Below are 25,468 nucleotides of genomic sequence, written 5' to 3'. Positions count from 1 at the left end.
GGGCATCCTTCTACCATCCAACTTGATGATAAAATGATGCCCTCTTTTTAAGCTGGAGTATACGGGAGTCGAACCCGTGGCCTCCACAATGCGAATGTGGCGCGCTCCCAACTGCGCTAATACCCCGAAATGGAAACAACGGGGCTCGAACCCATGACCTCCCGCTAGTCAGGCGAGCGCTCTCCCAGCTGAGCTATGTTTCCATTGAGTGGAGCTGGCGGGAATCGAACCCGCGTCCAAAAACCCATCCCATGTACTTCTACTATCATAGTCCGTTCTTTTTCATTCCCTCTGCTGCACGGAAACGAACATCCTTGCAGGGTCAGTAGCTTCATAATACGCCTGCCGGCTCAAAGCTTTGCCGGCATCGTTTCTCACATGTTTGATACCGGATTCCCGATGTGTGAGTGCATCAGGAGCGGCATGCAGCATTTAGGCTGCAGCTAATTCGTAATTATCGTTAGCGTTTAATTTTAAGTTTGCGATTTGACGCATCAGCCTGCGGATAGCTTCTCCATCTTCAGGATCCCTGTCGAAACCAGTACAACCCCTGGTGTTAAATACAGAGTATTCTGTAAGAATAAAAAAGTGTGCTAACGACTGCACAATATATAATATAGGACCGGAGGTGGGAAAAGTCAAGATGTCTTACAGAAATTATGGTATACAAAAATTTAACATTGAAAAGGTTCAGAGTGCTGGATTTTTTACATGGGATATGTGATAATAAACTATGTATGGACAGTTATGCGTCAGTATGGATACGCAGGCATCCTACAATATTGCATCAGAAAAGGGGAAGATATATGCCTACAACATACGCACACTATAAGTTCGGAAAAGAAGTTATCAGCGCGCTGCCGCGTCCGCTCCAGAGTTCGATTGAGAATAACAGGGAATTGTTTGACATCGGCGTTCATGGGCCGGATCTTCTTTTTTATTATAAAGCACTTTCGAAAAATCCGGTGAACACACAGGGGTATGAACTGCACGATAAGATGTCGGATGAGTTTTTCAGAAATGCTGTCGAAGTGATCAAAAAAGCAGAAGATCCTGCCGCGGCGAGAGCTTACATTTATGGCTTTATATGTCATTTCGCACTGGACAGTGAATGCCATCCGTATATTGAGAAAATGATTCAGACCAGCGGGATCAGTCACTCCGAGATAGAGATGGAGTTTGACCGCATGCTTCTGAAGGAAGATTACATCAATCCGGTGAGGTATCTGGCTACCGGACACATTCATCCGAATATGGAGAATGCCTCTGTGATCGCTCCGTTTTTTAATGATATGACACCGGAACTCATTGAGAAGTCCATGCGTTCCATGATCTTCTGCCACAAGGTACTCCTTGCGCCGGGCAAAGCGAAGAGAAATCTGATCTTCAGCTGTCTGAAACTGGCGGGACATTATGAGGACAAGCACGGGATGGTGATGAGTCTTGAGCCGAATCCGGCATGTAAAGACTACTGTCAGCTTTTGAAACGTCTTTATGCAGGGGCTGTGCCGCTGGCAGCAGGACTGATCATCCAGTATCAGAAAGCGCTGTTTGACGGGAAAGAGCTGCCGGAGCGTTTCCACCGCACGTTCGGCGCGGGAGACAAATGGGAAGAACTGCGGCTGTAAAGCGCATGATGCCCTGTAAAAAATAAAAAGTAGGAAGAGAGAAAAAACATGAAATTTAAACTGACTCCATTGGAAAAGAAATGGGTGCTCTACGATGTGGGAAATTCGGCGTTTACCATGATGGTATCCACAATTTTTCCGATCTATTTTAACTATCTTGCAGAAAATGCAGGAATATCTGATGTGGATTATCTCGCATACTGGGGATATGCCACATCGATCTGTACACTGATCGTTGCAATTTTAGGTCCGACACTCGGAGCGATCGCAGACACGAAGAATTTTAAGAAGATTATATTTTCCATTTCGATGGGAGTCGGAGTATTCGGATGTATCCTGCTGGGATTCCTGTCCTCGTGGATATGGTTCCTGGGAGTTTTTGTACTCGCGAAGACCGGATATTCGGCCAGCCTGGTATTCTATGACGCCATGCTTACCGATGTGACAGAGCCGGACAGGATGGATTCCGTCTCGTCCCACGGATATGCCTGGGGATATATCGGAAGCTGTATTCCGTTCGTTGCCTGTCTTGGTATTGTGCTTGGAGCAGGAAGTCTTGGAATCAGCATGCAGACTTCTATGATCCTGGCGTTCATTATCACAGCGCTCTGGTGGCTGTGTTCCTCGATACCGCTTCTGCGCTCCTACCGGCAGAAATATTTCTCCGAGGCAGGGGATCATGTGGTGAGGAACAGTTTTAAGCGGCTGGGCAGGACGTTCGTTGAGCTGACAAAGGAAAAGCATATTTTCGTATTCCTGCTTGCATTCTTCTTCTATATTGACGGAGTCTATACGGTGATCGACATGGCTACTGCATACGGACAGGCTCTCGGGCTGGACAGCACAGGTCTTTTGCTGGCACTGCTCGTAACACAGATCGTTGCATTTCCGTGCGTGCTCATCTTCAGCAGGCTCGTGAAGAAAGTAAAACCGGAGACAATCATTACAATCTGCATCGCAGCTTATTTCTGTATTGCAGTCTATGCATATTGGCTGGATACACAGTTTGACTTCTGGCTTCTGGCAGTTATGGTAGGTATGTTCCAGGGGACGATCCAGGCATTGTCCAGATCTTACTTTGCGAAGATTATTCCGGCAAAGAAGTCCGGGGAGTTTTTTGGAATCTATGATATATGCGGCAAGGGGGCGTCGGTTATCGGAACAGCTCTCGTGTCTGTACTGAGCCAGGTGACGGGAAGCATCAACATCGGTGTAAGCGCACTTTCGGTCATGTTTTTGATCGGACTTGTGTTATTCCGGTATTCGGCTAAGCTTAATTCTAACCGGAAAAAAACAAAAGTGTGAAATTAATCTGAAATCACCTGAAAATTCTCAAAATTTTTTGAATTCATGTTATAATTGAATATAGAAAATTGCACAGAGCGGATACATGGGAAGTATCCGCTTTCTTTTTCCTGAAGCGGCTGAAAACAGTCACAAAAGAGACGGTACAGGAGTGATATAGTATGAAAGAATTTGTTGTATTGCAGGATATCACGAAAATATACAAGATGGGAGAGATTGAGATCCGGGCGGCGGATAATATCAGTTTCTCCATTGATAAAGGCGAGTTTGTTGTTATTGTCGGTCCGAGCGGTGCGGGAAAGACAACAGTTCTTAATATTCTCGGTGGTATGGATACAGCTACGAGCGGAAAACTTCTTGTGGATAGTGAGGATATTACGGCATATAATTCGAGAAAGCTGACCGAGTACAGGCGCGAAGATATCGGATTTGTCTTTCAGTTTTACAATCTGGTGCCGAATCTGACGGCACTTGAGAACGTGGAACTGGCGCTTCAGATCTGCCGTGATCCGCTGGATGCGAAGGAAGTGCTGGAGGAAGTAGGACTTGGCGACAGGCTGAATAATTTCCCGGCCCAGCTGTCGGGAGGGGAGCAGCAGAGAGTATCTATTGCGAGAGCTCTTGCCAAGAATCCGAAGCTGCTGCTCTGTGACGAGCCGACGGGGGCTCTTGATTATAATACAGGTAAATCCATTCTGAAACTGCTGCAGAATATGTGTAGGGAAAGGGGGATGACTGTAATAGTAATCACCCATAATCAGGCAATTGCACCTATGGCGGACAGACTGATACATATTAAGAACGGACAGGTATCACAGATGGAGCTTAATGAAAATCCAATATCAATCGATGATATAGAATGGTAGGGTAACGGCAGATGAAAAAGAAAGCGTTGAGAAAAGATTTTTATATGGAGATCAGGCGCAGTCTCGGGCGGTTCCTGTCCATTTTTTTCATCGTGGCGATCGGCTGTGCGTTTTTCTCCGGAATCCGTGCTTCAGAGCCGGATATGCGCTATTCAGGGGATACATATTTTGATAAGAAGAATATGATGGATATTCAGGTTATCAGTACTCTGGGACTTACGGACGATGATCTGCAGGCAATTGAATCTGTGGACGGAGTGGAATACGCAGAAGGCAGCTACTCTGTTGATGTCCTGTGTACGGAAGGCGATAATCAGATTGCGGTACATGTCATGGCTCTTATGCCGACTATGAATCAGGTGCAGCTTGAGGAAGGGAGACTTCCGGAAGCTGAAGATGAATGCGCACTTGATGTGGATTATCTGAATGAGAGCAGCCTTGAGATAGGGGATGAGATTACCTTCTCAAGCGGAAGCGAAGATGAGATCACAGATACATTAAAAGCGGATACGTTTACAATAACGGGAGCCGTCAGCAGTCCGAATTATATCTCTTTCCAGCGGGGAAGCACGACAATTGGAAACGGAAGCCTGACAGCATTTATCGTAGTTCCGGAGAGCAGTTTTGTGCTGGACGTCTATACAGAGATTTATGCACAGGTGGACGGAGCAAAAGATCTGACTGCATTTACAGATGCATATGACGAGCGCATCCAGGAAGTGATGGATCAGATTGAAGAGATCAAGGATGAGAGACAGAAAGCCCGGTATGACGAGGTTGTTGACGAGGCAGATGAAGAGCTTGAGAAAGCCCGTCAGGAAGTCGCTGATGCAGAGAAGGAGCTGGAAGACGGCAGGGTTGAGGCGGAAACAGAACTGGCAGATGCAAGACAGAAGCTCGAGGATGCCCAGGCAGAGGTGGACAGCGGACGCCAGGAGATCGAATCATCCAGGGCAGAACTGGAATCCTCCAGGCAGCAGCTTAAAGACAGCCAGGAACAGGTGGATCAGGGGCAGGAAGAACTAAACGCCAATATTGACACTCTGAATGAACAGATTGATGAACTCAACGCGGCGAAAGAACAGTACAATGCCCTCGCAGCAAGCGGGGCCACGGACGATGTGACGATGGCAGCTTTGAAGGCGCTGTATGAGCAGATCCAGAGCGGTGAGGCGGCAATTGCCCAGGCTCAGGCTCAGATCGACTCGGCAAAGGCTGAGCTGGAATCCGGGCAGGAGCAGATCAACAGCGGATGGGCTCAGATCACAGATGGTGAGCAGCAGCTGGAAGATGCCGAAGCAGAGCTGGCAGAGGCTGAAGCAGAGATCGCAGACGGCTGGGAAGAGTATTATGAGGGCGAAGCAGAGGCTGAAGCAGAGATCGCGGACGGAGAGCAGAAGATTGCAGATGCAAAAGCAGAGCTGGCGGACGCTGAGCAGGAGATCGAAGATCTGGAGGAACCGGAGTGGTACATATATGACAGATCGAACCTGCCGGATTATACGGGGTATGGAGAAAATGCGGATCGCATGCGTGCCATCGGAGAAGTGTTTCCGGTAATCTTCTTCCTGGTGGCGGCGCTGATCAGTCTGACTACCATGACACGTATGGTGGAAGAACAAAGAACACAGATCGGAACGATGAAGGCGCTCGGATACGAACGGCATTCCATTGCGGGCAAGTATCTTGGGTATGCGCTCCTCGCGACAGTATCGGGCAGTGTGGTGGGTATCCTGTTCGGTGAGAAAGTGTTCCCATATATTATCATTAATGCATACGGGATCATGTATCAGCACATGAATGACATCGTCATACCGTACAATGTCCGGTACGGACTCGGAGCTGCGGCTGCAGCGCTTGCCTGTACACTTCTGGCAACGATCCTTTCCTGCTATAAAGAACTGAGGGAACAGGCTGCAGAACTGATGCGCCCGCCGACTCCGAAACAGGGGCGGAGGGTGTTCCTGGAACGTGTGAAGTTTATCTGGAAGCATCTGAATTTCTCGTGGAAAGCGAGTATCCGTAATCTTGTGCGATATAAGAAAAGGCTTTTCATGACAATATTCGGGATTGGCGGATGTATGGCTCTGATGCTGGTAGGATTCGGACTGAAAGATTCAATTATGGCGATAGTGGATATCCAGTATGAAGAGATCCAGCTTTATGACGGGAATATTATATTGACTGACGACGCTACGGATGCAGACAAGAATAACATTGTTGCAGAACTGGAAAAGGACAGCGCAATGGCGGGAGCGACTGAAGGTATTCTTACCCAGATTTCCGTAGGAGCCGGAGATGAATGGCACGACGTGTATCTGGATGTGCCGAAAGACGTAGAAGAATTCTCCGAATTTGTCGTGCTGCAGGACCGCGTGACAAATGAAAAGTATCAGCTTGATGATTCCGGAGCCATAATAACGGAAAAAATGTCAACAGAGCTTGATGTGGAGCAGGGGGATACGATCATTATACGTGATGATGACAAGGGGGATCTGGAAGTAAAGATCAGTGCTGTCTGTGAAAATTATATGGGGCATTATCTGTATATGACACCGGAATTTTATGAGAAAATATATGGAGAGACTCCGGATTATAACTGTATTTTCTATAAAACTGCAGACAGGATTACAGAAGAAGCGGAGAGACTTGGAGAAGAGGCGCTTGCAATGCCCGGGGCATTGAGTATCAGCTACACGACAGATTTGAGAGAACAGGTGGACAATATGCTCGGCGCTCTCGATGAGGTTATAGTAGTACTGATCATTTCTGCAGGTATGCTGGCATTCGTGGTGCTCTATAACCTGAATAACATTAATATAACAGAGCGCCAGAGAGAGCTTGCTACGCTTAAAGTGCTCGGTTTTTATAACGGAGAGGTAGCAATGTATGTGTATAGAGAGAATATTGTCCTTACATTCCTTGGGGCTGTCTTCGGTATCGTGCTGGGGAAGATCCTGCACCGCTTTATCATTGTGACGGTGGAGATAGAGTCCGTTATGTTCGGGCGCAACATTGATCTGAGCAGTTATATATATGCCTTCCTGCTGACGATTCTGTTCTCACTCTTTGTCAACGGGGTAATGCATTTTAAACTGAAGAAGATCAATATGGTAGAGTCGCTGAAAAGTGTAGAGTAGATAAACTACAGAACCAGTTCTGCGGCCCATACGAGCAGAGGAATCGTCACTACTGAGAGAACCGTGGACATTGCAAATATCTCCGATGAATATGTGTAATTCTGCTTAAAGCGGATTGCCATCATCGTTCCGGTCGTGGCAGCGGGACATGCTGCTGCGATCAGCATTGTCATAGATATTTCAGACGGCAGGTGAAACAGCATAAGCAGCGGGATCGTACAGAGCGGTATGATGAGCAGCTTGACTGCCGCTGTATAATACAGTCTCAGATTTCTGCACATTTTCCGGATGTCAGCCTGGGCTACCGAAAAGCCGGCGACCATCATAGCGAGAGGTGTGTTCATATCTGCGATGTAATTCATCGAGTCCAGAAGGACAGCCGGAATTTTTAACTGAAGGAAGAACAGAAGGACCGCAGTGAGTGTCGCAATGAACATCGGAGAGAGGACGCCTTCTTTGAGATTCTTCGGGGTGAACTTTTTCTCCATCAGTGTGACGCCGTGTGTCCAGGAAAACAGATTGAACATGACCATATAGGCGGTGAGGTAGAAAACACCGGTGTCGCCCAGGACGCTGCCGATCAGGGGGATGCCGATGAAACCGCAGTTGGAATACATGGCATTGAATCTTTCGATACAGTAATCGTTACTGCTTTTCGGCCGGATTATCAGGGTGGAAATTATGATGCCAAGCACATGTGCCGCTGCTGCAGCAGCAAAAGCGAGCAGGAGGCCCCGGACAAGGCTGGGGTCATAGTCTGTCTGATAGACTGTTATGATGAGAATCGGATTTACGACCATAAGAAGGAGATTTGAAACCGATTTGTTTCCGTTCTGATCTACCAGTCCGATTTTGTAGCATACAAATGCAAGCAGCAGGATGAAGAACATCTTCATAAGCTGCTCAAAAATAAGAATAAACATGATAATATACTCCGTTTTATTTGAATGACAGTATCTGTAAATTGGGGGATTATAACAGTTCTGCCATGGAACTGTTACGAAATATTACCGATGGATGCCCGACTGAAGTTCATCGGCCCAGGACTGCAGGCTGTATGTGTGCCCGTTGAAAAGTTTCAATATCACTCCTGTCGGATTATCTTCATTGGCAAAAGCATTTGCCTCATCCGTATCTACATGCATGGCGAGTGAGTAAGACGGGCTGACTCTTACGACTACATCGGAAAAGATCAGCGAACGTTCATAGCTTGTAGTGATCACAAACACGATGTCGTTATCTTTCACATGAGCGCGGATTGCGTCTACGGGAGTCATATGGATGTGGCGCTTTGCAACGATGACGCCTTTTTCAAGTTCTATTTTCCCTTTCGGCCCGATCAGAGTACATCCCGGTGTGCCTTCCAGGTCACCGGACTGGCGGATCACACTCTTTATTCCAAGGCGCCTGGCGTCTGTTACTGAAATTTCTACCTGTGTCTCACTGCGGCAGGGCCCCAGGATAACAACTTTCTCGAATCGTCCTTTCGGTCCGGCGACAGTCAGTCTCTCTTTACATGCATATTGTCCGGGCTGGCTCAATTCTTTGGCAAATGTAGGCCGGGTTCCCTCGCCGAACAGTGTTTCAAAATCTTTCTGCGTGATATGGATGTGACGCGCAGAAGTTTCGATCGGTATTGTTAAACTCATCGATTTTCTCACTCCTTTACCTTATTAGATTTTAGCAGAATAAAGTGCCGTTTTCAATAATGAGTTACGGGCCTGAGAGGCCGGAGAAAGGCATGTATGCTGCATAAAATGTAAAAGATATGTCAAATATAAGTAAAAATAATATGAAGTTTATGTAAAATATCGTTGACACATAATGATACCCCGTGTTATTTTGAGATTAGCGCGCAAATCACGCGTGGAAAGTAAACAGACAACTACATATCGACAAACAGCAGCGCCGGTAAAAGGGTAAATTACCGCAGCCGCTGCAATTCGCAAAGGAGAAAAAGGAATGGGAATAACAGATATACTTTCTTTGTTAGGCGGCCTTGCCCTGTTTTTATTTGGTATGCAGACGATGAGCAACGGTCTCGAGGCAGCTGCAGGGAACAAGATGAAATCAATCCTTGAGAAACTGACTTCCAACCGGATCATGGGAGTTTTTGTCGGAGCCGTGATCACGGCTGTTATCCAGTCTTCGTCAGCTACTACGGTTATGGTCGTTGGATTTGTAAATTCCGGTCTTATGACACTGAATCAGGCTGTGTGGATCATCATGGGAGCCAATATCGGAACCACGATCACAGGTCAGCTTATTGCTCTGGATATTGGAGCGATCGCCCCGTTGTTTGCGATCATCGGCGTCGGGGCAATCATGTTCTCGAAGAGTGAAAAGGTCCATCATATCAGTGGCATCATTGCCGGACTTGGTATCCTGTTTATAGGTATGGATATGATGGGAGCAGCGATGGAGCCGCTTCAGGAGTCAGAGGCTTTCCTCAATCTGATGACACAGTTCAGCAATCCGCTGCTTGGTATTCTCGTAGGTGCGGTATTTACTGCGGTTATCCAGTCGTCTTCTGCATCTGTAGGTATCCTGCAGGCGCTGGCGGCAACAGGTATGATCCCGCTTGAAAGTGCGGTTTATGTGCTTTTCGGACAGAATATCGGAACCTGTATCACGGCGGTTCTTGCGTCTATCGGAACTAAGGTGAATGCGAGACGTACCACGGTCATCCATCTGATGTTTAATATTATCGGTACGACTATTTTTACGATTATCTGTATGACTACACCATATGTTCATCTGGTTGAGTCAATTACACCGGGTGACCCGGTTGCGCAGATAGCAAATGCACATACGATATTCAACATAGTGACGACACTGATCTTACTGCCGTTTGGAAATTATATGGCAAGAGCTGCTGAGAGGATACTTCCGGACAGCAAGAAAGAAGACGACGAAGATCTCCGTCTCAAGTATATCCGGCCTTTTGATTCCTCATATTCAGTCGGAAACAGTGCGATCGCTGTTACTCAGGTAAAAGACGAGGTGAACCGGATGCTGGATATGGTATCAAAGAATATTGGAGATGCTTTTGACACACTTATAAAATATGACGAAAAGTCACGGCAGAAAGTTGAAGAGAGAGAGGAGTACATTGATTATCTGAACAAAGGAATATCCGAGTACATCGTATCTCTCATGTCGGGTGAGATGAATGCTGACGATTCACGGAAGATCAACGGCTATTATGCTATTATCAGCAATCTCGAGAGGATCGGGGATCACGCAACAAATATCGCCGAGTATGCTGACGATATGAAAAAATGGGATCTGCAGTTCTCGGACAATGTGCTTGATGAATTGGAAGAGATGAAAAAACAGTGCATAGCATCGCTCAAAAACCTGAAAAATGCAGATTCCGGTGATGCGCAGAAAGTACTCTCCCAGGCAGAGATCCTGGAGCAGCAGACAGATGACATGCGGGATAAATATTTCAAGAAGCAGATGCAGAGACTTAAAAAAGGCAAATGTAAACCGCAGAGTGGCATTGTGTTTTCAGAAGTGCTGACAGATTTTGAGAGAATGGGAGACCATGCGCTCAATATTGCCCAGCAGTATAAAGAGATGGGCTGATGAAGATATGAATAAATTCCTCCGTTTTACAGATACTACATTTACTGACAGAAAACAGTAGTTTATGAAGATATCTGTAAGACGGAGGAATTTTTATATGAAAGCAACAGGCATTGTACGAAGGATCGACGATCTGGGGCGTGTCGTCATTCCGAAAGAAATCAGAAGGACGCTTCGGATCCGCGAGGGAGATCCGCTGGAAATATTTACAGACAGAGAAGGGGAGATTATATTGAAAAAGTATTCCCCTATCGGGGAACTCGGGACTCTTGCGAAACTCTATGCGGAGAGTCTGGCCCAGACGCTTGGCTGTACCGTATGCATTACGGATACAGACCAGGTTGTGGCGGCGTCCGGAAACGGAAAAAAAGAGCTGCAGGATCAGTTTATAGGAAGGGAACTGGACCGTCTGCTCAAAGAGAGAGGACAGGTGCTGGCTGAGAGCGGAGATTCATCATACGTCAAAGTGATACCGGATATGAAAGAGTTTCGGGATGAGGCAATCTGTCCTATTATCAGTGAAGGGGATGTGATCGGTTCAGTAATACTTCTGGGGAAAGATCACAAGAAGCGGTTTGGAGAGGTGGAACAGAGAATCGCTTCGAGCGCAGCCGATTTCCTCGGCCGTCAGATGTCATAGCCTGTTTAGAATTACGGTCATAAATCCTGAATATCCAGCATACTATTTTAGTGTAACAGCTCAGCTGTCAGGGATGGGCGGAACTGTTGCATTTCATCAGTAGGACAAAGACTGACTGGTATATAGTATAGATTCGGGAGGAAAAAGATGGAGAAAAAGACCGGTAAAGGACAGGGAATGGAAAAAAAGGCAGTCGATATATTAAAAGCACTCCTATGTGCCTATGTCATGACGGGGATTCTGCTTCTTATATTGACAGTTCTGCTCTATAAAGCAGGGTTAAGCGAAGAAAATATAAATGCAGGAATCATCCTGACGTATGTGATATCGACATTTTCGGGTGGGTTTGTAATCGGTAAGCTCGCCGGAGTGAAAAAGTTCCTGTGGGGACTTCTGCTTGGTATAATGTATTTTGTGCTTCTGTTGTTGATTTCACTGGGAATTTATCATTCGCTGCAGTCCGATATGATGAACCTGGTAACGACTTTTCTTCTCTGTGCGGGCGGGGGGATGCTGGGGGGCATGGTATCGTAAGCATCAGCTCCTTGTATATAGATGGGTGAACTGATAAAAAGTACTTTAAAATCCTCAGGGCTTGTGATATAATATTACGAACATAAGAAGGAATATAGGAGGACATAATATGAAACACATTAAGACATTAAATACACAGACACTGAACAATACAGTAAAAAAAGGCGGATGCGGCGAGTGCCAGACATCATGCCAGTCAGCATGCAAGACATCCTGTACAGTAGGAAATCAGACTTGTGAGAACAGAAAGTAATTGACGGTTACGGAAGTAACTATTTGCAGTAACAAAAGAACAACGGGGGAAGGCAGCGGTCTAAAAAGCCGCTGCCTTATGCATGTCCGCCCGGTCTGGAAACGGACATGTCCTGCTGAAATGTTTTAGAAAAAATGAAAGAGAGGTACTCTTGTGATACATCTGTATCAGAACAATGGATATAACATCGTTCTCGATGTAAACAGCGGTGCAGTCCATGTGGTGGACCAGGCAGCATATGATGTGATCGGCGTGCTTGAGAAGCAGAATGAATTCCATACGCCCGAGACACTGAGAGAGCCGGAAACTGCAGCTGATCTGAAAAAGGAGCTGGGCAGCCGTTACGGAGAGGAAGATATCGAGGACATTCTCGAGGCAGTCATTACCCTGACGGAAGAAGGCCGCCTGTTTACCCGGGATGTATATGAAGATTTTATTGATGAAGTAAAGCAGAGGAAGACGGTTGTGAAGGCACTCTGCCTTCACATTGCCCACGACTGCAATCTTGCATGTAAATACTGTTTTGCAGAAGAGGGAGAATACCATGGACGCCGGGCGCTCATGTCATTTGAAGTCGGAAAGAAAGCGCTTGATTTCCTGATCGCAAATTCAGGAAAACGCCGGAATCTGGAGGTGGATTTCTTCGGCGGGGAACCTCTGATGAACTGGCAGGTCGTAAAAGACCTGGTGGCTTACGGAAGAGAGCAGGAGAAGATCCACGACAAACATTTCCGTTTTACTCTTACGACAAACGGAGTGCTCTTAAACGATGAGGTCCAGGAGTTTGTCAACCGTGAGATGGACAATGTGGTCTTAAGCCTTGACGGAAGGAAAGAAGTCAATGATAAGATGCGTCCGTTCCGGAATGGAAAAGGGAGCTACGACCTGATCGTACCTAAGTTCCAGAAACTGGCAGAGAGCAGGAACCAGCAGAAATATTACATACGCGGTACATTTACAAGAAACAATCTGGATTTCTCAAAGGATGTACTGCATTTTGCCGATCTCGGATTTGAGCAGATATCTATTGAGCCGGTAGTAGGAGAAGATACGGACGCCTATGCAATCCGCAGGGAGGACCTGCCGGTGATCTTTGAGGAATATGACAGACTGGCGAAGATCATGGTGGATCGGGAGAAAGAGGGAAGGGGATTTACTTTCTTCCACTTTATGATCGATCTGGAAGGCGGGCCTTGTGTGTCCAAGCGCCTGTCGGGATGTGGCTCAGGAACAGAGTATCTTGCCGTAACTCCGTGGGGAGATCTGTATCCGTGCCATCAGTTTGTAGGGCAGGAAGAGTTCCTTATGGGAAATGTAGACGACGGTATCACGAAACCGGAGATCGCGGATGAATTCCGCGGATGCAGCGTTTACTCAAAAGAGAGCTGTAAAAAGTGTTTCGCCAGATTCTACTGCAGCGGAGGCTGTATGGCGAACTCATATAAATTCCATCATACGATCAACGACACATATGAAGTGAGCTGTGAGATGGAGCGCAAGCGTGTAGAATGCGCGATCATGATAAAAGCCGCTCTCGCCGATCAGGAAAGCGCGGAGTAAAACGCCGGAGCAGGACGTGATCCATCCGGGGCAGAACGGATCGGAAGAGCGGAGAAACTAAGAAAGGATATGAAAAATCATGAAAAAGAGCAGAGGTATATTAAGTTTGATCCTGATCGCTGCTGTCATGGTGTTTCTCGGAGTAACCTCGGTCAACGGCCTGAATTCAAAGGGCATGGGAGCAGCGCGGAACATCAAGCTCGGTCTTGACCTTGAGGGCGGCGTCAGCATTACGTATCAGGCTGTAGGAGAAACACCGTCCGATGAGGATATGAAGGATACTGTCTATAAGATGCAGAGGCGTGTGGAAGAGTACAGCACAGAGGCCCAGGCGTATCAGGTAGGCGATGACCGGATCAGTATAGAGATTCCAGGAGTTCAGGATGCCAACCAGATTCTGGAAGAACTGGGACAGCCGGGTTCACTGTATTTCATCAGGCATCTGGACAGCGACGGAAATGAGAACTATACTCTCAATTCAGAAGGAACAGGTTATGAGCTGACAAAGACGATCGATGAACTGCAGGAAGACGGCTCCATTGTTCTGACAGGTACCGAAGTAGAGAGCGCTTCGGCAGGTGCAAGCTCCAATTCCACAACAGGAGCGACAGAATACGGAGTTAACCTGACGCTTACTGATGAAGGAACAGAAGCGTTTGCAGATGCGACAGAGGAGGCGTATAACAACGGACAGGATACGATTGCTATTTATTATGACGGCGATCTTATCAGTGTTCCAAGTGTAAATCAGGTTATTGAGAATGGACAGGCTTCTATCACGGGAAATATGACATATGAAGAGGCCGACAATATCGCATCAACGATCCGTATCGGCGGACTGAATGTAGAGCTGGAGGAGATCAGCTCTGAGGTGGTTGGAGCACAGCTCGGACAGGAAGCGGTCAGCACCAGTCTTCTGGCAGGGGCAATCGGACTGGCAATTGTATGTATCTTCATGATCGTGGTATATCTGCTTCCGGGATTTGCATCCAGTCTTGCCCTTCTGATCTATACAGGTCTGATTCTCGTGCTTCTCAACGCATTCGACATCACACTGACCCTGCCTGGTATTGCAGGTATTATCCTTGGTATCGGTATGGCGGTAGATGCAAATGTTATTATATTTGCACGTGTGAAAGAAGAGCTGACCGACGGTGCGACAGTACACGGAGCACTGAAGGCCGGATTCCACAAAGCGATGTCTGCTATTATCGATGGTAATGTGACGACGCTGATCGCAGCCGGAGTACTGTGGCTGCGAGGAAGCGGAACAGTCAGGGGATTTGCACAGACTCTTGCTCTTGGCATCGTGGTATCTATGTTTACTGCGCTGGTCATCACGAGAGTGATAATTTATGCTTTCTATGCTATTGGAATACGAAATGAAAAACTGTATGCCAAGAAACTCAAAAAGCGTAGAACAATCGACTTCCTCGGCAAACAGAGAGTATTCTTTATTATTTCGATTATTATGTGTCTGAGTGGATTCGTCGGAATGGGAATCAACCATGGACGTGGAATCGGCGCAATGAATTACAGCCTTGATTTCGTAGGCGGTACTTCTACGACTGTTACTTTCGCCGAGGAATATACACTGGATGAGATCGACAGCGAGATGATTCCGGATCTGGAGGACATTACAGGAGACCCGAATATCCAGGTTCAGACTGTGCAGGACAGCACACAGGTTGTATTTAAGACACAGACACAGGATCTCTCTGAAAGAGAAGCATTTGCCCAGTACATGTCTGATAACTACGGTGTTGCGGAAAAGGATATTGTAGTCCGGAATATCAGCGGTACTGTAAGTTCGGAGATGCGTACGGACGCGGCTGTCGCGGTTATCATCGCAACAGTCTGTATGCTGATCTATATCTGGTTCAGGTTTAAGGATATCAGGTTCGCGACCAGTGCCATCATTGCGCTGGTGCATGATGTACTCGTTGTGCTGTCGTTCTATGTGATTGCCAGAGTATCAGTCGGAAATACATTTATTGCATGTATGCTGACTATCGTAGGATACTCCATCAACGCAACGATCGTTATCTTCGACCGTATCCGTGAGGAGCTGAAACTGAACAAGAAAGAAGACCTGAAAGAGCTGGTCAACAGATGTATCACACAGACACTGACCAGAAGTATCTATACAAACCTGACGACATTTATCATGGTTGTCGTACTCTATGTGCTGGGCGTAAGCTCTATTAAAGAGTTTGCGGCACCGCTGATGGTAGGTATCGCCTGCGGAGCGTATACATCCGTATGCATCACGGGCGCGCTGTGGTATGTCATGAAAATGCGCACGGATAAAGCAGCCGTCGCGGCATCTGCTGTTAGGCATGAAGAAGTAAAAGCTGTGGCGGATAACAGTGATAGTAATGCAGGTGCACAGAAAAGAACAACAGGTAAAAAACATAAGAAAAAGAAAAGAAGACATTAAATAAATTCCGGATTTATCGTACTGGCTGATAGTACGGAAAACGTCCGAAATGCAGTAATATACAGCCACCCGACTCACGTGTACGCAGGCGGAGAAAAAGGTTGATCCCGGCTCCGGTTACAGGAAATAACTCAAAGTAACAAAGCAGGAAAATGGTTAAAAGCAAGTGAAAAAATGACGAACTCGCAAGCTCAGACAACCTCATTTTTTCACTTAACACCATTTCCCTGCTTTTAACTTTTCCTAATTTCCTTCCAAAGTCGCCGTTCTCAACCTTTTTCTCCCTCTGCGTAAGGTGCATCCAAACGTCTGTAATCGTCCATTTTGACGTTTTACCGACTAACAGACCAACCCGAAAAATCCTCATACAAACAGAAAGAAGTGGGAGCTTTGTTCCTTCTGTTTGGAATTCGATTTTCGGGATGGGAAAGAAAGCAGCCGGGAGGCGGCAGAGGAAAAGGCGGATGATATTCCTTATTATTTCATGGGACATCATGCATTTATCGCAAAGAAGTGCGATGAACGGTTCCGCAGAGAGGACGGAAAATGCGGGAATATCATTTATAGTAAAGAAAAACTATTTAAGAAGTGTTGACGAATCTATAAGTTGCTCATACAATAGTTGTATCTACAACTATTGAAAGGCGGCGTCACATATGTTGAGACGGATCTTCTCGTATTCAGGGAAATACAAGAAATATCTGGTTTTTGCGGCTCTGTGCATTACGGCGGAGTCGCTTTTTGAGCTTCTGATTCCTCTGATCATGGCGGACATCGTAGATATCGGAGTGGCAAACAGTGATAAAGAATACATTTTCCGCCAGGGAGGCTGGATGCTCGTCTGCGCTGCTGCAGCGCTCCTGCTGGGAATCGGCAGCGCACAGTTTTCCGCGATCGCAGGGCAGGGGCTGGGCGCAAATTTGAGAGAGGCGGAGTATGCCAGGCTGCAGAAGTTCTCATTCGCGAATGTGGATCATTTCCAGCTTTCCTCCCTTGTCACACGTATGACGAGCGATGTGACGAATATCCAGAACAGTATTTCAAGCGGTATGCGCCCGGCCTGCAGAGGCCCGGTCATGCTTGTGGCAGCTACAGCCGTGGCATTTTCCATCAATGCAAAGCTGGCGCTCGTATTTATGGTGGCTCTTCCGACGCTGGCCGTCTGCCTGTGGCTGATCATTACAAATGTACGCCCGCTTTACGGGAAGATGCAGGAGGCGATCGACATGGTAAATCGCATTATCCAGGAGAACCTGACAGCGGTGCGGGTTGTAAAAGCATATGTGCGCGGAAATCATGAGATTGGCAAGTTCAACAAAGTGAACACAAATCTTCAGACACAGTCCGAGAAGGCGTTTAAACTTGCGACGACCAATATGGCTGCCATGCAGTTCGTTATGTACGGGACGATCATCAGCATCCTCTGGTTCGGAGGCGGGATGATCCGTATCGGTACCATGCAGGTAGGAGAACTGACAGGGTTCTTAAGCTATGTTCTGCAGATCCTGAATTCACTTATGATGATCTCTAATATCTTTCTCATGCTGACGAGATCTCTCGCTTCTGGAAAACGCATTATTGAGATCATGGATGAAGAAATCGATATCAAAGAAGATCAGGCGGAGGAAATTGAAGTCCAAAGAGGAGAGATCGAGTTTTCCCATGTATATTTCAAGTACAGGGAAAAAGCGAAGGAATATGTGCTCTCTGACATCAATCTTCATATTCGAGCAGGGCAGACTGTGGGCATTGTAGGACAGACCGGTTCTGCCAAGACGACGCTCGTACAGCTTATCCCCAGATTATATGACGTAACAGAAGGAAAACTCCTGATTGACGGAAAGCCGGTTGAAAAATATCCGCTGCGTCATCTCAGGGATTCTGTCGCTATGGTGCTGCAGAAGAATACTCTCTTTTCCGGTACGCTGCGTGAAAATCTCCTCTGGGGAAATAAAGATGCTTCGCAGGAGGAACTGGAGGAAGCATGCCGGATCGCCGGGGCGGATGAGTTTATCGGGCGGCTGGAGAGAGGGTATGACACAGAGATGGGGCAGGGCGGCGTCAATGTCTCAGGCGGACAGAAACAGCGCCTGTGTATCGCAAGGGCCATACTCAAGAAACCGAAGGTACTCATACTGGATGATTCCACCAGCGCGGTGGATACGGCGACGGAGGCCCAGATCCGGACTATGCTTCAGGAAAAACTTCCTCATATGACAAAGATCATTATTGCACAGCGGATCTCATCCGTGCGCCATGCAGATATGATCATAGTACTCGATGACGGCAGGATCAAAGGCTGCGGCACTCACGAAGAACTGTTGGAAAACAACAGGATTTATCAGGAAATCTATGAGTCCCAGAAGGAAGGAGCTGATCTGTAATGGCAAGATATACAGGATATAAGCGCCCTCAAAATACGACAAAGGCACTCCGGCAGCTTTTTCACTATATGGGGTATCACAGATGGCTGCTCCTTGTGGTCGCTGTCCTTGTCCTGATCAGCACCGGTGTCAGTGTTGCGGGAACTTATCTTCTCAAACCGGTGATCAATGATTTTATTCTTCCGGGAGATGTCAAGGGGTTGGTTTTTGCGCTGGCGGGTATGGGCATCATGTATCTGTGCGGAGCGCTGTCTACATTCGGATATAACCGGCTGATGGTAAAGACATCCCAGAAGGTGGCGGGGGATATCCGGCGGGACCTGTTCGCCCATGTGCAGACTCTGCCGCTGAAATATTTTGACGCCAATACTCACGGAGAACTGATGAGCAGGTTTACCAACGACGTAGATACGATACAGGAGGCGCTCAACAACAGCTTTACGATGGTGATCCAGAGCTCTCTGACTCTGACCGGCACTGTAGTTATGCTTCTTGTGCTGAATGTGCGGATGGCTCTTATCGTGATCGTATTCCTTCTGATCATGTTCTGGTTTATCAAATGGAACGGGAAGAGGAGCAAAGCGTATTTTGACCGGCAGCAGGAATATCTGGCAGCGATCAACGGATTTACAGAGGAAATGGTAGCAGGGCAGAAAGTTGAGAAGATTTTTAATCACGAAGAAGAGGACATGAAAGTTTTTCGCAGAAAGAATGAAGATTTGCGCAGGGCATCTACAAAAGCTCTTGCATATTCATCCATGATGATCCCGAGTATTGTCAGTCTCTCTTACGGATGCTATGCAGTCTCAGCCTGCGCGGGCGGGCTTCTGGCTATTGCCGGCATGATGGATCTTGGCAGCCTTGCAGCGTATCTTGTCTATGTACGGCAGAGCGCCATGCCTCTGAACCAGTTTACACAGCAGGTCAACTTTATACTCTCGGCGCTGGCAGGCGCAGAGCGTATTTTTGAAATGATGGAAGAACCGGCGGAGATTGATGAAGGTACTGTCTCACTGGTGCGTGTACATGAGAACGGGGACGGAACGCTTACAGAAATCAGAGACGGAAGAGCTGCTGATGCAGATATTCTCAAGGAGGAAAAGGCAGAGTATGCATGGAAAGACGCGGGAGGAAATCTGACACTTCTGCGCGGAGATGTCAGGTTTGAGAACGTTGTATTCGGATATGTTCCCAGAAGAAGAGTACTCTCGGGTATCAGCCTCTATGCAAAACCGGGACAGAAGATTGCTTTCGTAGGTTCCACAGGCGCCGGTAAGACGACGATTATCAATCTGATCAACAGGTTCTATGAGATACAGGGAGGACGTATTCTTTATGACGGGATCGATATAAGAAAGATCAGAAAAGATGATCTGAGGCGTTCCCTGGGGATGGTCATTCAGGATACCCATCTGTTTACGGGGACGATCGCCGAAAATATCCGGTACGGAAAGCTTGATGCTACGGATGAAGAAGTGATAAGGGCGGCTGAACTTGCCAATGCGGATTCCTTTATCCGAAGACTTCCCGACGGATATAACACGATGCTGTACAGCGACGGAAGCAATCTGTCGCAGGGACAGCGGCAGCTCCTCGCGATTGCGCGGGCGGCCATTTCACAGCCGCCGGTGCTCATTCTCGACGAGGCGACCTCATCCATCGACACAAGGACAGAGCGATTGATTGAAAAAGGAATGGATGCTATTATGGATGGCAGGACAGTATTTGTGATCGCCCACCGTCTGTCAACCGTGAGGAATTCAAAAGCTATCATGGTGCTGGAACAGGGAAGTATTATCGAGCGTGGAAGCCATGAAGAACTATTAGAATTGAAAGGCAGATATTATCAGCTCTATACGGGAATGTATGAGCTGGAGTGACTGTACGGGCGCGGTATGCCGTCTGGCGCGGAACAGGCTGCAGTCATGAACGAGACAGGATATGGAAACGAGGTGCAGACAGGATGAAACAGAGACTGAGGCAGCTCCTGTTTGAAATCGAACAGCTGAAGCGGAGCAAAGTGCAGGAATTTCTTCTCGGCATCGGACTTACACCGGGACAGGGGCAGGCGAGGATACTGATGTCACTGGAGTCTTCAGAGCATGTCACTCAGAGAAAACTGGCGGACGAATGTATGCTGGACGTGACAACTATGTCACGTACCCTGGACAGACTGGAGAAGCAGGGACTCATCGAAAGAAGAAGGGATCCCGGCTGCCGGCGGGCTTATCTGATCAGCCTGACGGCTGCAGGACGGGTGAAAGCAGGGGAGGTAAAAGCCGGATTCCGGCAGCTGGAAGAGATACTGTTTGACGGGTTCGGGCAGGAAGAAATGGATAGCCTTGCCGGGAAACTGGAGAGGATAAAGTATAATTTAGAGGGAAAAATGTACGAAAAACAGTGACTGTCCGGCCGCGGCGTGGAATTGCCTGAAAAAATTACCTATAATAAGAGATTATTCCTCTATGCTGTTAATGCTATGTAGAGTAGTATTTATTATAGAAGGTATAATCAGAAAGGCAGGGAAAGCGATATGGTAAGAAAGGGATTTAAAATGAAGCTCTATCCGGGGATGGAAGCAGAATACGAAAAACGTCACAACGAGCTGTGGCCCCAGATGCGGGACATGATCCATGAATACGGAGGAAAAAACTATACGATCTTTCTTGACAGAGAGACACTTGTCCTGTACGGATACATTGAAGTAGAAGATTCGGCGAAATGGGATGAGAGCGCGGATACTGCGATTAACCGTAAGTGGTGGGATTTTATGGCTGATATCATGGAGACGAACCCGGACAACAGCCCGGTGTCTGTGGATCTGCATGAGGTGTTCCATTTAGATTAGGTGAATCAGAAGGAGAGAGTTGTGTCTTTAAAATAGCAGCAGGAGAGGCTGATATACCGTTTCCCTGCTGCTGTTTTGATTATGAGACATGATAGCGTCAGTGAACTATGCATATTGACAGAAGCATATATAATATAATATGAAAAGAAACCTGCAAGCGGCATCCGATACAAGATTTTCCCTGCGGATGTGGATTGATCTGCACAGGAGTGTATGCATGAATGAAATGGAACAATGATGTATTTAAGCGTTATATGGAAGCAGGACTCGCGGTGCTGATCGTCCTCACGCTCGGGCTGGCCGGTGCTGCAGGAGTTTTATCACCACGTGCCGCTGAGAGTGAGCAGACTGAGGCGGCTGCCGGGGATGACAGCACAAATGCCAGTCAAGAAAATGAGAATAAGGATTCTGTAACAAACCCGGATATGGCAGAGGCGCAGGAGACAATAGCGGACGGGCAGTATCCGATCATGGGAAGCAGCGATATCACAGTTCAGGAGATGGTCGATTATTTTAATGCATCAGGAGAGGTATATCCGGCAGAAGAGCTGTCTGAGGGCGGCGCGGATTCTATCGAGACTTTCTGCCAGATGTATTATGATGAAGCGACTGCGGAGGGGGTCCGTCCTGAGGTGGCATTTGCCCAGACGATGAAGGAGACGGGATTTCTACAGTACGGAGGCGATGCTTCTATCGAGCAGTTTAATTTCGCCGGTCTGGGTACGACAGGAAACGGCGTGCCTGGAAATTCCTACCCGGATGTACAGACCGGGATACGGGCACAGATACAGCATCTAAAAGCATATGCTACATCAGATTCCCTGAATCAGGAGTGTGTGGATGACCGATACGAGTATGTCAAGAAAGGCTCCGCACCTTATGTGCAGTGGCTCGGGCAGCAGGAAAACCCGGAGGGGCTTGGCTGGGCCACGGGAGACAATTACGGGTATGATATCGTGGGAATGATCGAAGAGATGATGTGACGTATTTTACTGAAAAGTAGTAGAAGGTAATAGGAAATTCATGCTATAATTTCCCTGTTACCGCCTCCAAATCTGGTGACAGAGAGGAGGTGAATCATATGGAGTTCATTATTTCTCTTTGCCTAGTGGCATTATAGCATATGCGATTTTGAAATGCAATATTCCAATATCGATATAGCAGACTCGCCATCTGATATCTTAAGATTTCCTAAATATCTTGACAAATCAGCCTCTTGCGACTATAGTATTTCATAGTTAATTTTTAGTTAATACTATTGTAACAAAGGTGAAGAGGAAGAGGAGTACATTATTACTTCCGCCAGAGAGAACCGCCCTCAGGCTGTAAGGCGGTTTCGGAAAAGGATAGTGGAAGGTAGCTTTTGAACCGGATAGCCGAAGAGCATCTGAGGATGGCTGATATGATCAGCAGGCGGGATGCGGGTAAGTTATCCCGGAGTGGTCCACGTTACAGGACTTGAGAGATATATTTCCCGGAGCGGAACAATCACGCGGAAACCGGGGAAATGTATGAAATAAGGTGGTACCGCGGAATCTTCGCCCTTTACATTAGGTAAAGGGCGTTTCTTTATGTAATTGTGAAAAATCCGTGAACACCGGGGGATTAAAGGAGAATACAATGAGCAAAGAATTGGCAAAGACTTATGATCCGAAAGCGATCGAAGAGAAACTGTATGAAAAATGGTGTGAGAACAAATACTTTCACGCGGAAGTGGACCGCAGCAGAAAACCGTTTACAACGGTGATGCCGCCTCCGAATATCACAGGAAAGCTTCACATGGGCCACGCCCTTGACAATACGCTTCAGGATATCCTGATCCGTTATAAAAGGATGGAAGGATATAATGCGCTTTGGATTCCGGGAACAGACCATGCGGCGATTTCCACAGAAGTCAAGGTGACTAACCAGCTCAAGGAAGAGGGAATCGATAAGAAGGAACTCGGCCGCGAGGGCTTCTTAGAGAGAACCTGGCAGTGGAAAGAAGAGTATGCGGGCACGATCGAGGGACAGCTCAAGAAACTGGGCGTCTCCTGTGATTGGGACAGAGAGCGTTTTACCATGGACGAGGGATGTTCCAAGGCGGTCGAGGAAGTATTTATCAGCCTGTATAAAAAAGGATATATTTACAAAGGATCAAGAATCATCAACTGGTGCCCGAAATGTAAGACTTCCCTGTCTGATGCAGAGGTAGAGCACGAAGAGCAGGAAGGGCACTTCTGGCACATCAAATACCCGATCGTGGGAACAGACCGTTTCCTCGAGATCGCGACTACACGTCCGGAGACAATGCTCGGAGATACTGCGATCGCCGTTCATCCGGATGATGAGCGTTATCAGGATATCGTAGGCAAGAACGTGATCCTGCCGCTTGTAGGACGAGAGATCCCGATCGTTGCGGATTATTATGTAGACAAAGAGTTCGGTACCGGAGCTGTGAAGATCACACCGGCTCACGACCCGAATGACTTCGAAGTAGGCAAGCGTCACAACCTGCCGGAGATCAACATCATGAACGATGATGCCACGATCAATGAAAATGGCGGCAAATACGCGGGCATGGACCGCTACGAGGCGAGAAAAGCTATCGTAAAAGAACTGGAGGAGCAGGGATATCTTGTAAAAGTTGTTCCGCACACACACGCGGTAGGAACTCATGACCGCTGCGGCACTACGGTAGAGCCGCTCATCAAACAGCAGTGGTTCGTGAAGATGGATGAACTGGCGAAACCGGCGATCAACGCATTAAAGACCGGCGAGCTTAAATTCGTTCCGGACCGTTTTGACAAGATCTATCTGCACTGGCTTGAGAATATCAAAGACTGGTGTATTTCCCGCCAGATCTGGTGGGGACACAGAATTCCGGCATATTACTGCGACGAGTGCGGTGAGTTCGTCGTAGACAGACAGGCGCCGGAGAAATGTCCGCACTGCGGATGCACGCATTTCACACAGGATGAGGATACTCTGGATACATGGTTCTCATCAGCCCTGTGGCCGTTCTCTACCCTTGGGTGGCCGGACAAGACAGAGGATCTGGATTATTTCTATCCGACCGATGTGCTTGTGACCGGATATGACATCATCTTCTTCTGGGTTATCCGTATGGTATTCTCAGGATACGCGCACACAGGAAAGTCGCCGTTTCACACCGTGCTCATTCACGGACTGGTACGTGATTCTCAGGGACGCAAGATGAGTAAATCTCTCGGAAACGGTATTGATCCGCTTGAGATCATCGACAAGTATGGCGCTGACGCGCTTAGACTGACGCTTGTGACCGGAAACGCGCCGGGCAACGACATGCGTTTCTACAACGAGAGAGTAGAGGCGAGCAGGAATTTTGCAAACAAGGTATGGAATGCATCACGTTTCATCCTTATGAATATGAAGGAAAATGTCATCGACAAACCGGATGACGCACTCCTGACGCCGGCTGACCGCTGGATCCTCTCCGCGGTGAACACACTGGCAAAAGACGTGACAGAGAACATGGACAAATACGAGCTCGGTATCGCAGTACAGAAAGTCTACGACTTTATCTGGGATGAATTCTGTGACTGGTATGTGGAGCTTGCGAAATACCGTATCTACCACGCAGAAGAAGATCCGGAAGCTGCGAACTGCGTTCTGTGGGTACTGAAGACGGTTCTCGGACAGGCGCTGAAACTGCTCCATCCGTTCATGCCGTTTATTACAGAGGAAATCTACAGCGCGCTTGTACCGGAAGAAGAGTCTCTGATGATGTCAGAGTGGCCGAAGTACAAAGACGAGTGGAATTTCCCGGCGGACGAGAACGTGATGGAACATGTGAAAGCGATCACGAGAGGTATCCGTAATATCCGTTCTGAGATGGATGTGCCGAACAGCAGGAAGACGAAAGTATATATTGTCTGCACTATGGAAGAACTCTGCAGCGGTATTGAAGCGGTCAGCGCGTCTGTGAAACCGCTGATGATGGCAAACGAGATCCTGATCCAGGGAGACAAAGAAGGTATTGCAGACAGTGCGGTATCTGTTGTTGTTCCGGATGCAGTCGTATACCTGCCGCTTGAGGATTTGGTAGATTTTGAGCAGGAGAAGGAAAGACTTGCTAAAGAAGAGGCAAGACTGAATAAAGAGATAAAGAGAGCAGAAGGAATGCTCTCGAATGAGAAGTTCGTGAGCAAGGCTCCGGCGGATAAAGTCCAGGCGGAGAGAGACAAACTGGAGAAATACACCCAGATGCTCGCACAGGTGAAAGAGAGAATGGCGGGGCTTGTAAAATAGTTTACAAAGA

The 25,468-nt window shown here is 47.5% G+C and carries 19 protein-coding genes, 2 tRNA genes, 1 other RNA gene and 1 other annotated feature; of the genes, 17 read left to right on the top strand and 5 right to left on the bottom strand.

The window, feature by feature from the left end:
* Positions 1-53 precede the first annotated feature (53 nt).
* The 3 genes from FNY66_RS05465 to ssrA form a co-directional block, all read right to left on the bottom strand.
* Positions 54-126 (bottom strand) — tRNA-Ala (locus FNY66_RS05465).
* Between the two features lie 4 nt (positions 127-130).
* A tRNA-Val gene (locus tag FNY66_RS05460) sits at positions 131-203 on the bottom strand.
* Between the two features lie 3 nt (positions 204-206).
* Positions 207-551, bottom strand: a transfer-messenger RNA (tmRNA) gene (ssrA, locus tag FNY66_RS05455).
* 255 nt (positions 552-806) lie between these two features.
* On the opposite strand from ssrA, the gene FNY66_RS05450 reads away from it, so the two are divergent.
* The 4 genes from FNY66_RS05450 (at position 807) to FNY66_RS05435 (ending at position 6,939) form a co-directional block, all read left to right on the top strand.
* Positions 807-1,628 (top strand): zinc dependent phospholipase C family protein, encoded by an 822-nt coding sequence (locus FNY66_RS05450; RefSeq protein ID WP_150310517.1) that lies wholly within the window; start codon positions 807-809, stop codon positions 1,626-1,628.
* Between the two features lie 48 nt (positions 1,629-1,676).
* The gene (locus FNY66_RS05445) at positions 1,677-2,933 is read left to right on the top strand and encodes an MFS transporter (protein WP_150310516.1); all 1,257 of its coding nucleotides are present in this window, start codon (positions 1,677-1,679) and stop codon (positions 2,931-2,933) included.
* Positions 2,934-3,094: 161 nt separating this feature from the next.
* Positions 3,095-3,799 (top strand): ABC transporter ATP-binding protein, encoded by a 705-nt coding sequence (locus tag FNY66_RS05440; RefSeq protein ID WP_150310515.1) that lies wholly within the window; start codon positions 3,095-3,097, stop codon positions 3,797-3,799.
* An 11-nt stretch (positions 3,800-3,810) separates the two neighbouring features.
* A complete protein-coding gene (locus FNY66_RS05435; protein ID WP_150310514.1) occupies positions 3,811-6,939 on the top strand; it encodes an ABC transporter permease in 3,129 nt (1,042 codons plus the stop codon).
* A 5-nt stretch (positions 6,940-6,944) separates the two neighbouring features.
* On the opposite strand, the gene FNY66_RS05430 is transcribed toward FNY66_RS05435, so the two are convergent.
* Both FNY66_RS05430 and FNY66_RS05425 read right to left on the bottom strand, forming a co-directional pair.
* On the bottom strand, positions 6,945-7,862 hold the full coding sequence (locus FNY66_RS05430) for an AEC family transporter (RefSeq protein WP_150310513.1): 918 nt from the start codon (positions 7,860-7,862) through the stop codon (positions 6,945-6,947).
* A gap of 84 nt (positions 7,863-7,946) precedes the next feature.
* Positions 7,947-8,588 carry a PduL/EutD family phosphate acyltransferase gene (locus FNY66_RS05425; RefSeq protein WP_087150965.1) on the bottom strand — a complete coding sequence of 214 codons (642 nt, stop codon included), beginning with the start codon at positions 8,586-8,588 and terminating at the stop codon, positions 7,947-7,949.
* Positions 8,589-8,901: 313 nt separating this feature from the next.
* Here FNY66_RS05425 and FNY66_RS05420 point away from each other — a divergent pair, with 313 nt between their 5' ends.
* The 13 genes from FNY66_RS05420 to FNY66_RS05360 all read left to right on the top strand — a co-directional run bounded on the left by FNY66_RS05420 (position 8,902) and on the right by FNY66_RS05360 (position 25,458).
* Entirely contained in the window at positions 8,902-10,530 is a 1,629-nt protein-coding gene (locus FNY66_RS05420; RefSeq protein ID WP_087150966.1) for a Na/Pi cotransporter family protein, read from the top strand.
* 97 nt (positions 10,531-10,627) lie between these two features.
* Positions 10,628-11,170, top strand: coding sequence for a stage V sporulation protein T (gene spoVT, locus FNY66_RS05415; RefSeq protein WP_087150967.1), 543 nt, complete (start codon positions 10,628-10,630; stop codon positions 11,168-11,170).
* Positions 11,171-11,317: 147 nt separating this feature from the next.
* Positions 11,318-11,704, top strand: coding sequence for a TIGR04086 family membrane protein (locus FNY66_RS05410; protein WP_087150968.1), 387 nt, complete (start codon positions 11,318-11,320; stop codon positions 11,702-11,704).
* Between the two features lie 109 nt (positions 11,705-11,813).
* Positions 11,814-11,957, top strand: a complete 144-nt coding sequence (scfA, locus tag FNY66_RS05405; RefSeq protein ID WP_072524833.1) for a six-cysteine ranthipeptide SCIFF — start codon at positions 11,814-11,816, stop codon at positions 11,955-11,957.
* 153 nt (positions 11,958-12,110) lie between these two features.
* A complete protein-coding gene (gene scfB / locus FNY66_RS05400; protein WP_150310512.1) occupies positions 12,111-13,517 on the top strand; it encodes a thioether cross-link-forming SCIFF peptide maturase in 1,407 nt (468 codons plus the stop codon).
* Positions 13,518-13,596: 79 nt separating this feature from the next.
* Positions 13,597-15,957 carry a protein translocase subunit SecD gene (gene secD / locus FNY66_RS05395; RefSeq protein WP_150310511.1) on the top strand — a complete coding sequence of 787 codons (2,361 nt, stop codon included), beginning with the start codon at positions 13,597-13,599 and terminating at the stop codon, positions 15,955-15,957.
* Between the two features lie 403 nt (positions 15,958-16,360).
* On the top strand, positions 16,361-16,552 hold the full coding sequence (locus FNY66_RS05390) for a hypothetical protein (RefSeq protein ID WP_150310510.1): 192 nt from the start codon (positions 16,361-16,363) through the stop codon (positions 16,550-16,552).
* Between the two features lie 64 nt (positions 16,553-16,616).
* Positions 16,617-18,341 (top strand): ABC transporter ATP-binding protein, encoded by a 1,725-nt coding sequence (locus FNY66_RS05385; RefSeq protein WP_408631284.1) that lies wholly within the window; start codon positions 16,617-16,619, stop codon positions 18,339-18,341.
* On the top strand, positions 18,341-20,221 hold the full coding sequence (locus tag FNY66_RS05380; RefSeq protein ID WP_087151560.1) for an ABC transporter ATP-binding protein: 1,881 nt from the start codon (positions 18,341-18,343) through the stop codon (positions 20,219-20,221). Before FNY66_RS05385 ends, FNY66_RS05380 begins: the two co-directional genes overlap by 1 nt.
* Positions 20,222-20,304: 83 nt before the next feature.
* The gene (locus FNY66_RS05375) at positions 20,305-20,745 is read left to right on the top strand and encodes a MarR family winged helix-turn-helix transcriptional regulator (RefSeq protein ID WP_087151561.1); all 441 of its coding nucleotides are present in this window, start codon (positions 20,305-20,307) and stop codon (positions 20,743-20,745) included.
* Positions 20,746-20,874: 129 nt separating this feature from the next.
* Complete coding sequence (rhaM, locus tag FNY66_RS05370; protein ID WP_150310508.1) at positions 20,875-21,189, top strand: L-rhamnose mutarotase; 315 nt, start codon at positions 20,875-20,877, stop codon at positions 21,187-21,189.
* Positions 21,190-21,410: 221 nt separating this feature from the next.
* Positions 21,411-22,172 carry a glucosaminidase domain-containing protein gene (locus tag FNY66_RS05365; RefSeq protein ID WP_087151563.1) on the top strand — a complete coding sequence of 254 codons (762 nt, stop codon included), beginning with the start codon at positions 21,411-21,413 and terminating at the stop codon, positions 22,170-22,172.
* A gap of 280 nt (positions 22,173-22,452) precedes the next feature.
* Positions 22,453-22,738 (top strand) — a binding site (T-box leader).
* A 71-nt stretch (positions 22,739-22,809) separates the two neighbouring features.
* Positions 22,810-25,458 carry a valine--tRNA ligase gene (locus FNY66_RS05360; RefSeq protein WP_150310507.1) on the top strand — a complete coding sequence of 883 codons (2,649 nt, stop codon included), beginning with the start codon at positions 22,810-22,812 and terminating at the stop codon, positions 25,456-25,458.
* Positions 25,459-25,468 lie beyond the last annotated feature (10 nt).

The sequence above is a fragment of the Mediterraneibacter catenae genome (genome assembly GCF_008691045.1).
GTDB lineage: Bacteria > Bacillota > Clostridia > Lachnospirales > Lachnospiraceae > Mediterraneibacter > Mediterraneibacter ornithocaccae.
This window is presented reverse-complemented; position numbering and strand designations above follow the sequence as displayed.

Bases quoted from the DNA above. Each gene is read 5' to 3' on its own strand.
- rhaM (WP_150310508.1), top strand. From the start codon at position 20,875: ATGGTAAGAAAGGGATTTAAAATGAAGCTCTATCCGGGGATGGAAGCA.
- secD (WP_150310511.1), top strand. From the start codon at position 13,597: ATGAAAAAGAGCAGAGGTATATTAAGTTTGATCCTGATCGCTGCTGTC.
- FNY66_RS05375 (WP_087151561.1), top strand. From the start codon at position 20,305: ATGAAACAGAGACTGAGGCAGCTCCTGTTTGAAATCGAACAGCTGAAG.
- FNY66_RS05410 (WP_087150968.1), top strand. From the start codon at position 11,318: ATGGAGAAAAAGACCGGTAAAGGACAGGGAATGGAAAAAAAGGCAGTC.
- FNY66_RS05450 (WP_150310517.1), top strand. From the start codon at position 807: ATGCCTACAACATACGCACACTATAAGTTCGGAAAAGAAGTTATCAGC.
- FNY66_RS05360 (WP_150310507.1), top strand. From the start codon at position 22,810: ATGAGCAAAGAATTGGCAAAGACTTATGATCCGAAAGCGATCGAAGAG.
- FNY66_RS05425 (WP_087150965.1), bottom strand. From the start codon at position 8,588: ATGAGTTTAACAATACCGATCGAAACTTCTGCGCGTCACATCCATATC.
- FNY66_RS05365 (WP_087151563.1), top strand. From the start codon at position 21,411: ATGAAATGGAACAATGATGTATTTAAGCGTTATATGGAAGCAGGACTC.
- FNY66_RS05430 (WP_150310513.1), bottom strand. From the start codon at position 7,862: ATGTTTATTCTTATTTTTGAGCAGCTTATGAAGATGTTCTTCATCCTG.
- spoVT (WP_087150967.1), top strand. From the start codon at position 10,628: ATGAAAGCAACAGGCATTGTACGAAGGATCGACGATCTGGGGCGTGTC.
- FNY66_RS05440 (WP_150310515.1), top strand. From the start codon at position 3,095: ATGAAAGAATTTGTTGTATTGCAGGATATCACGAAAATATACAAGATG.
- FNY66_RS05380 (WP_087151560.1), top strand. From the start codon at position 18,341: ATGGCAAGATATACAGGATATAAGCGCCCTCAAAATACGACAAAGGCA.
- FNY66_RS05435 (WP_150310514.1), top strand. From the start codon at position 3,811: ATGAAAAAGAAAGCGTTGAGAAAAGATTTTTATATGGAGATCAGGCGC.
- scfA (WP_072524833.1), top strand. From the start codon at position 11,814: ATGAAACACATTAAGACATTAAATACACAGACACTGAACAATACAGTA.
- FNY66_RS05420 (WP_087150966.1), top strand. From the start codon at position 8,902: ATGGGAATAACAGATATACTTTCTTTGTTAGGCGGCCTTGCCCTGTTT.
- FNY66_RS05445 (WP_150310516.1), top strand. From the start codon at position 1,677: ATGAAATTTAAACTGACTCCATTGGAAAAGAAATGGGTGCTCTACGAT.